This window comes from Photobacterium lucens, from assembly GCF_009873615.1.
Classification (GTDB): Bacteria; Pseudomonadota; Gammaproteobacteria; order Enterobacterales; family Vibrionaceae; genus Photobacterium; species Photobacterium lucens.
Genome location: NZ_SSMG01000483.1, coordinates 1 through 7,843, shown reverse-complemented (window position 1 = coordinate 7,843; position 7,843 = coordinate 1). Strand labels below are relative to the sequence as shown.

Below are 7,843 nucleotides of genomic sequence, written 5' to 3'. Positions count from 1 at the left end.
CTTATAAACATAAGACATTTTCTTGTTACATTTATAATCACTGTAACGATGCCTTGCTATTCATCATGCTTAATAAAGATAATTCTCTATCGTTTTCATCGCCTAATTTGCTTATGATGGATGCAGTTTTAAATCTGTAATGGAAATGATGATGTACAAATTAGTTGCACTTGATATGGACGGCACTTTGCTTAATTCTGACGGTACGATTTCCGCAGAAAATAAAGCGGCGATTAGCGCAGCACGTGAGCAAGGTGTTTCCATTGTTTTAGCTTCTGGTCGCCCATTAGAGGGCATGACATGGGCACTCAATGAACTTAACATGACTGGCGCCAACGATTATGTGCTTAGCTACAATGCTTCACTAATCCAACGTGTTGAAAATAAAGAAATCATTCGTAGTGAAACCCTAACAGGTACAGATGCAAAAAATATTGCTTCTCTTGCTCATGACTTAGGCATTCACATTCACGCCTTTACTCGTCGCCAAGGCTTAATCACGCCTGAAAATAATTACTACACCGATCACGAAGCAAAAATTAACGGCCTTGAAATTACAATTGAGGATTTTGCAACGCTGGATAATGATGAAGAAGTAATGAAAGTAATGATGATTGACGAACCAGAACGTCTTTCAGCTGCCATTGCACAATTACCAGCAGAGCTATATGAACGTTACACCATCGTACAAAGCGCCCCTTTCTTCTTGGAGTTTATGAACCCAAAAAGCAATAAAGGTACTGGCGTTGAAGCGCTTGCAAAATACTTAGACATCAAACAAAGTGAAGTGATTTGTATGGGCGATGCCGGTAATGATCACCATATGATTGAATATGCAGGTTTAGGTGTGGCAATGGGTAATGCGACTGACGCTACCAAAGCGCTGGCTAATTACATTACCGATACCAACAACAATGCAGGTGTGGCAAAGGTAATCCAAAAATTCATCTTAGAGGCCAAGTACGATAACTAATCTCAGCAAAATATAGCCATAAAAAAACGCTATTTCTAAATAGAAATAGCGTTTTTATTTCAGTCTTATAATTAGCCAGCTAACGCAACTTTGTTTACGTCAATCGTACGCTCTGACCAATCTTTATCGACTTCACCACGGATCACTAGTTTAGTTGTTGGTGTTGCATTCACACCATTCCAATCTTTGTGATCAATTTCTACTTTGATCTCACCAGTGCTGTCTTTGAACATGTAGTCTTCATCACCCAGTGATGTTGTGATGTAACCCGTTAGCTCAACAACCGCATCATCGTTTGCTTCTTTCGCTTGGTTTACTGTTGTAATTGCAGGAATTGCTGAAGGCCCAGTAAAACCACCTTGTGCAGGTTGAGAAGTCGTAGCTGTTGTAGCAGCCATCGCAGACGTTGAAGCAAGAACAAAAGCAGAAATAACTAAGAATTTTTTCATCATCTTTTACCGATTTTATGGGTATCTAACCGTGGCATCGACACAATTGAGTTCAGCTACCATGCTTAAAATACACAGATTATCTACTACTTAATAATTAGGAATAACTTACACCTAGTTATCATTGGTAGGAATACTATCATGCCAAATCTCAATTAAATGTGAAATTCGCTTCTAAAATCGTGACAATATATTTCGTTTAATACGCTATTTTACTGCTGTACGGCAAATGAGGTTAAAAATACATCAACCACCGTATTAATGTTCTCTTCGACTTTTTCACCTTCACATAATGGTGCTAATTCCATCATTTGTGGCCAAAAAAACAAACCTTGGAATAAACTCGTATAAATATTAGTAAGCAAACTAACATCTTTATCAACAATCGCTTTTGCTTCTATCGCTAACTTAAACCACTCTGCAATTGCATTAGTACTGTACAGATCTTTCACCAAATTCTTTGCGAGTTCTGGCTGGCGAATAAATTCCATAACAATAATACGAGATAATGACATGCCATACGTGTTATAAAGTACATCCACTTCATGGCGTGTAATTTCAACTAATTGTGCTTTTAATGGTTTTTCTGGATCAAACTGGTATTGCACATTCTCATTCACCGACTCTTGAATGATTCTGAGTACAGAAATAAACAACGTTTCTTTACTGTCAAAATGACGATATAAGGTACGTTTAGACACTTCTGCAACCAGTGAAATTCTATCCATATTGGCAGCAACAAAACCGTGTTCAATAAATTCAGCTTTCGCTGCTTCGATAATCGCTAAATGCTTACGTTCTGTTTGCTTCATAACTTAACTACCCATTTTCACCACTTGTGATCCTAATCTAACATTTTGTCACAAAAAAGTATACTTAGCAGTTTACAAACCACTCACCAAACATAAAATACACTCCAAAGTTTACCTGTTTAATTCTGAACAAATAAACGTGCTATCAACAATCCAATACCGTCTATGGTGACAGTGGAGAATCCGGTGAAAACTCAATCAGCTATGTCCAAAGTGACATCATTCTCATTAACTAAACTCGCATTGAGTTTATCAGTCGCGCTTGTCGTACTGTCAGGTTGCGGCAATAAAGAAACAGAAGAACAAGTTAAAAAACCAATGGTGAGCCCTGCCTTAACGTCAGTGGTTAAACAGAAGGCCAATACTAATTTAAGTTTTAATGGTGTGGTTCGCTCTGCACAACGTGCTGATCTGTCGTTCCAAGTATCAGGCCGTGTTGATCATATCTTCGTAAATGAAGGCGATCGTGTAACTAAAGGTCAGTTATTAGCCAAGCTTGATCCTAAAGACGCCCAAACGGTATTTGCAGCAGCACAACTTGAATTAAGTGATGCCAACAAAGCCTACCAACGTGGTAAAGCGATTTACGAAAGCAGCCAAGCTATCTCTAAAAGTGATTTAGATAAGCTCATTGTGCGTTATGATCTTGCGAAAAACCGTGTTAATGAGGCGAAAAACAAGCTGGCTTACACGCAATTAACCGCCCCATTTGACGGCATTATCGGTCGTAAACTGATCGACAGCCACGTACAGGTACAAGCGAATAACCCAGTATTAACACTGCACAATATCGATAACTTGGAAGTGGTCATTAACATTACTGACAATGTAATGCTATCGGGGATGACCTGCCGTGAAGCGGTCGCTGAAGTGAACAATAATCCACAACAATTATTGCCATTAAGCTTACGTACGTTCTCAACCCAAGCCGATCCTATTACCCAAACCTACTCTGTCGTTTTAGGTATTAAAGATACTAAAGGCATGAATATTTTGCCGGGTATGGCTGTGAAAGTATCACCGGATCTTAAAGCGTGTCCGCAAGAGAACCGTAATCCCATTATCGTACCACTAACATCTGTCGTGCCTGATAACAAAAGTAAGCAGTTTGTGTGGGTAGTTAACAAAGACAACACGGTTGCTAAACGCTACATCAGTGTAGGTAAAGTGAATAAAAACTGCATTACCGTCGTTAACGGATTAAGCGTTGGCGAGCGTATTGTGATCGCTGGCGTCTCTAAATTAAAGCCTGGTATGGAAGTACGTCCATACACAGATAACACCCAAAATGGAGCGTAAGTAAATGGATATCGCTCGCTATACCATAGCCAAGCGCACCAGTGTTTGGGTGATCATTGCGCTGATCTTGCTTGGCGGATATATCAGCTATTTAAAGCTCGGTCGCTTTGAAGATCCTGAGTTCGTTATTCGTCAAGCTGTTATTGTAACGCCATATTCAGGAGCAACAGCACAAGAAGTCTCCGATGAAGTCACTGATGTAATTGAAGGGGCTGTTCAGTCGCTGCAAGAGCTGAAAGAAGTAAAATCCGTCTCGAAACAAGGGATGTCTGAAGTTACCGTTGAGATCAAACTTGAGTTCTCTAAATCTCAAGATGAACTACAACAGGTATGGGACAAACTACGTCGTAAAGTGACTGATGTTCAGCGTATGTTACCACCGGGAGCCGGTCCATCGATTGTTAACGATGACTTCTCAGATGTATATGCGTTGTTCTTTGCAGTAACAGGTGAAGGCTTTACTGATAAGCAACTTCAAGATTACGTTGATTCATTGCGTCGTGAACTGGTACTAGTACCGGGCGTGGCGAAAACAGCAACCTTGGCAGAACAACAAGAAGCGATTTTTGTTGAGATCACCAGTGAGCGTTTAGCGAACTACGGTCTGTCTCTTGATAACGTATTGTCAGTATTACAAAAGCAAAACATCGTTAACGTTGCAGGTAGTGTAACGGCTAACGGTATGCGCTTACCTGTGATCCCAACACCAAACGTTAATTCATTTGAAGATCTCCGTAACCTGCAAGTCGGTATTGGTGATAACCACACCGTATTACGTTTAAAAGACATTGCAGATGTGAAACGTGGCTACCAAGAACCAACTAGCATGTTGATGCGTTACAACGGTGAACGTGCTATCGGTTTTGGTATCTCAAACGTCACTGGCGGTAACGTGGTTGATATGGGTGATGCGGTTAAAGCACGTATCGCAGAACTAGAAAGCCAACGTCCATTGGGCATGGAACTGCACGTTATCTCTATGCAGTCTGACTCTGTTCGTGATTCGGTAGCAAACTTCATTGATAACCTGATCGCAGCGGTTGTGATCGTATTTATCGTACTGCTGCTATTCATGGGCATTCGCTCTGGTGTGATCATCGGTTTCGTTCTGCTACTGACTGTGGCAGGTACTCTGTGCATCATGCTCATTGACGATATAGCCATGCAGCGTATCTCATTAGGTGCACTGATCATTGCACTAGGTATGCTAGTTGATAACGCCATTGTAGTGACCGACGGTATTCTTGTTCGCCTACAGAACAATGAAGATCGTAATATCGTTATTCCTGAAGTAGTTAATGCAACTAAATGGCCATTGCTTGGCGGTACGGTTGTAGGTATCTGTGCATTCAGTGCTATCGGCCTATCACCATCAGATATGGGTGAATATGCAGGCTCACTGTTTTGGGTAATTCTTTACTCCATGCTATTAAGCTGGGTATTTGCAGTCACAGTAACACCATTACTGTGTCACCAGTTCTTAAAAGTAAAAGTGAAGCAACAAGATAGCCAACCAAGCAAGTTAGTCACGGGCTACAAAGGTTTGCTAACTTGGGTATTAAGCCATCGTAAAACCACAGGCTTGCTACTACTGGCAACCCTAGCGGGTGCGATTTGGGGTGTGAAATTCGTCCCACCTGGCTTTATGCCTGAATCACAACGCGCACAGTTTGTTGTCGATGTCTACTTACCACAAGGTACAGATATCATGACAACAGAAAAAACAGTGGCAAAAATTGAAGGTGACATTAAACAAAAAGAAGGGATCAGCAATATCTCAAGTTTCATTGGCGGCGGTGGTTTACGTTTCATGTTGACCTATGCGCCAGAAGCACGTAACCCAAGCTACGGTCAGTTACTGATTGATATTGATGACTACCGCAACATTGCGCCACTGTTAGTAGAACTACAAACTGAGTTAGATCAAAAGTACCCTGAAGCATCGATCAAAGTATGGAAATTCATGCTAGGTCGTGGGGGCGGTAAGAAAATTGAAGCTGGTTTCCAAGGTCCTGACAGTAAAGTATTACGTGAACTTGCGGAGCAAGCGAAAGCGATCATGTTGTCTGATCCTAACTTAATTGCAGTACAAGACGATTGGCGTCAACAAGTACCTGTGATTAAGCCGGTTTACTCAACAGAAAAAGCACAGCGCTTTGGTTTAACAAATCAAGAGATCAGCCAAGCTATCGCACAAACGTTATCAGGTCGTAATGTTGGTGTTTACCGTGAAGGTAATGATTTGATCCCTATCGTGGTACGTGCGCCAGAAGATGAGCGTACTCATGAGCGTGCGATTGAAAACACCGAAGTACATAGCCGCATGGTCAATGGCCCAATTCCTGTCAATCAACTTGTTGAGTCTGTGAATGTGGTTTGGGAAGATGCGATCCTACGTCGTATTAACCGTATTCCAACCATTTTGGTTCAAGCTGATCCTGCACCAGGTGTACTAACAGCAGATGCGTTTAATGAACTACGTGGCAAAATTGAGGCTATCGAACTACCACCAGGTTACGAACTAACATGGTACGGTGAGCACAAAGCCTCTAAAGATGCTAACGAAGGTCTGGCAATTTCAGCTCCATACGGTTTTGCTGCGATGATTTTGTCAGTGATCTTTATGTTTAACGCATTAAAACAGCCACTGATCATTTGGCTAACCGCACCATTGGCAATCATAGGTGTCACCATTGGTCTTGTGATTTTCCAGACACCATTCGAGTTTATGGCAATCCTCGGTTTCCTAAGCTTGATTGGTATGATGGTGAAAAATGCCATTGTATTGGTGGATCAAACTGATGTTGAAATCAGAGAAGGTAAGTCCCCTTATCAAGCGATTATTGATTCAGCATTAAGCCGTGCACGCCCAGTATTACTAGGTGCGTTCACCACCATTCTTGGTGTAGCGCCACTATTGATAGATCCATTCTTCAAGAGTATGGCGGTAACCATCATGTTTGGTCTGTTATTTGCTACAATTTTGACATTGGTGATCATCCCATTACTTTATGCTGTGCTGTTTAAAGTAAACGTTGAACCACAAGCATAATAAACAAGTAACACCTTGATGCATAAAGGGCGTATAGCAATATACGCTCTTTTTTTATACTTATAAAAACCTTTCATTCTTACAATCAAACATTGTTTTCATTTGTATTGGTAGACAGAATAGAAATTACTTGTCTATGATCATCATAAATAACTCTTATCTCTTCTATTGATGACATATACCTATGACGCAATACAAATGGCGACCAATTAGACATCCTTTATTTCTTTCATCTTTACTAATTGGCTTTAACTTAGTACCTGTAACAGCACATGCTGGCGAAATTATAAATAACCCCCTTGATTACTCCAGCTCCAACACGCTACTGTTACAACAATACAAAGATAATTACGTATTACCTTTCTACTACACCCAAAAACCTAACTACGCTGAATACCAATCCGTTATTCCTGAAGACGGAAAGCTAAGCAAATATAACGTTAACTTCCAAATCAGTTTGAAATACCGTTTGGCTTCTGGCGTCTTGAACCACAAAGATAAAGTATATGTGGCTTATACCCAGCGTTCTAACTGGCAAGCCTATGCGTCTTCAGCTTTCTTCCGTGATACAGAGTACGAACCATCCATCTTCTGGACATTAGAAGAAGATGCCAACACCAATCCATGGGGCTATGCTGGTACAACTGTCGGTCTGGTTCATGAATCCAATGGTCGAGGTGGCGAGCAAGAAAGAAGTTGGAACCGTGCCTTTGCCGATTTCACCTTCCAACATGACAACTACACCCTAAGTATTAAACCTTGGGTACGTTTGGACTTTGGTGCTAAGGATTACAACAAAGACATTACTAACTACATGGGCTACGGACGCATCAGTATGAACTGGGCAATTGATAACAAAAACCTAGTGTCGTTCACCGCACGTAATGTTTTAGAAAGTGGTTTTTCACGTGGCTACGAGCGCATTACATGGAGCTTCCCTATTTATAAGCGCCTACGTGGTTACATGATGTTAGAAAGTGGCTACGGTATTTCGATTTCTGATTACAATCATTACGACAATGCTGGCGGTATTGGTTTTTCTTTCTAATTTATTAACAGAAATAAAGTGTTACTCATAATGTATTATAGTAGCACTTATTTTTTATTTATTAATACATACTCTGTTAACGATTAACTTTTACCAAACCTTTTTAGTGTTTATTTTTATAAAATAATCAGTAATAAATAGAATTGAGATAATGAAAACTTTATAATATTCAGTCTGAATTATTTTTTGATCCTTTAATATGAATGAAGA

At 40.5% G+C, this 7,843-nt stretch carries 6 protein-coding genes; 4 read left to right on the top strand and 2 right to left on the bottom strand.

Annotated elements, in window-relative coordinates; genetic code table 11:
- Positions 1 to 151: 151 nt before the first annotated feature.
- The gene (gene yidA / locus E5A76_RS19785) at positions 152 to 973 is read left to right on the top strand and encodes a sugar-phosphatase (RefSeq protein WP_161119972.1); all 822 of its coding nucleotides are present in this window, start codon (positions 152 to 154) and stop codon (positions 971 to 973) included.
- A 71-nt stretch (positions 974 to 1,044) separates the two neighbouring features.
- On the opposite strand, the gene E5A76_RS19780 is transcribed toward yidA, so the two are convergent.
- Together E5A76_RS19780 and E5A76_RS19775 are read right to left on the bottom strand one after the other, a co-directional pair.
- Complete coding sequence (locus tag E5A76_RS19780) at positions 1,045 to 1,422, bottom strand: YgiW/YdeI family stress tolerance OB fold protein (RefSeq protein ID WP_053988716.1); 378 nt, start codon at positions 1,420 to 1,422, stop codon at positions 1,045 to 1,047.
- A 212-nt stretch (positions 1,423 to 1,634) separates the two neighbouring features.
- The gene (locus tag E5A76_RS19775; protein ID WP_053988715.1) at positions 1,635 to 2,234 is read right to left on the bottom strand and encodes a TetR/AcrR family transcriptional regulator; all 600 of its coding nucleotides are present in this window, start codon (positions 2,232 to 2,234) and stop codon (positions 1,635 to 1,637) included.
- 186 nt (positions 2,235 to 2,420) lie between these two features.
- Between E5A76_RS19775 and E5A76_RS19770 the strand changes: the two genes are divergently transcribed.
- The 3 genes from E5A76_RS19770 to E5A76_RS19760 all read left to right on the top strand — a co-directional run bounded on the left by E5A76_RS19770 (position 2,421) and on the right by E5A76_RS19760 (position 7,633).
- Entirely contained in the window at positions 2,421 to 3,533 is a 1,113-nt protein-coding gene (locus E5A76_RS19770; protein WP_392397392.1) for an efflux RND transporter periplasmic adaptor subunit, read from the top strand.
- Between the two features lie 4 nt (positions 3,534 to 3,537).
- Positions 3,538 to 6,585, top strand: a complete 3,048-nt coding sequence (locus E5A76_RS19765; protein WP_053988714.1) for an efflux RND transporter permease subunit — start codon at positions 3,538 to 3,540, stop codon at positions 6,583 to 6,585.
- Positions 6,586 to 6,769: 184 nt separating this feature from the next.
- The gene (locus E5A76_RS19760) at positions 6,770 to 7,633 is read left to right on the top strand and encodes a phospholipase A (protein WP_053988713.1); all 864 of its coding nucleotides are present in this window, start codon (positions 6,770 to 6,772) and stop codon (positions 7,631 to 7,633) included.
- Positions 7,634 to 7,843 lie beyond the last annotated feature (210 nt).

Bases quoted from the DNA above. Each gene is read 5' to 3' on its own strand.
- E5A76_RS19765 (WP_053988714.1), top strand. From the start codon at position 3,538: ATGGATATCGCTCGCTATACCATAGCCAAGCGCACCAGTGTTTGGGTG.
- yidA (WP_161119972.1), top strand. From the start codon at position 152: ATGTACAAATTAGTTGCACTTGATATGGACGGCACTTTGCTTAATTCT.
- E5A76_RS19760 (WP_053988713.1), top strand. From the start codon at position 6,770: ATGACGCAATACAAATGGCGACCAATTAGACATCCTTTATTTCTTTCA.
- E5A76_RS19780 (WP_053988716.1), bottom strand. From the start codon at position 1,422: ATGAAAAAATTCTTAGTTATTTCTGCTTTTGTTCTTGCTTCAACGTCT.
- E5A76_RS19775 (WP_053988715.1), bottom strand. From the start codon at position 2,234: ATGAAGCAAACAGAACGTAAGCATTTAGCGATTATCGAAGCAGCGAAA.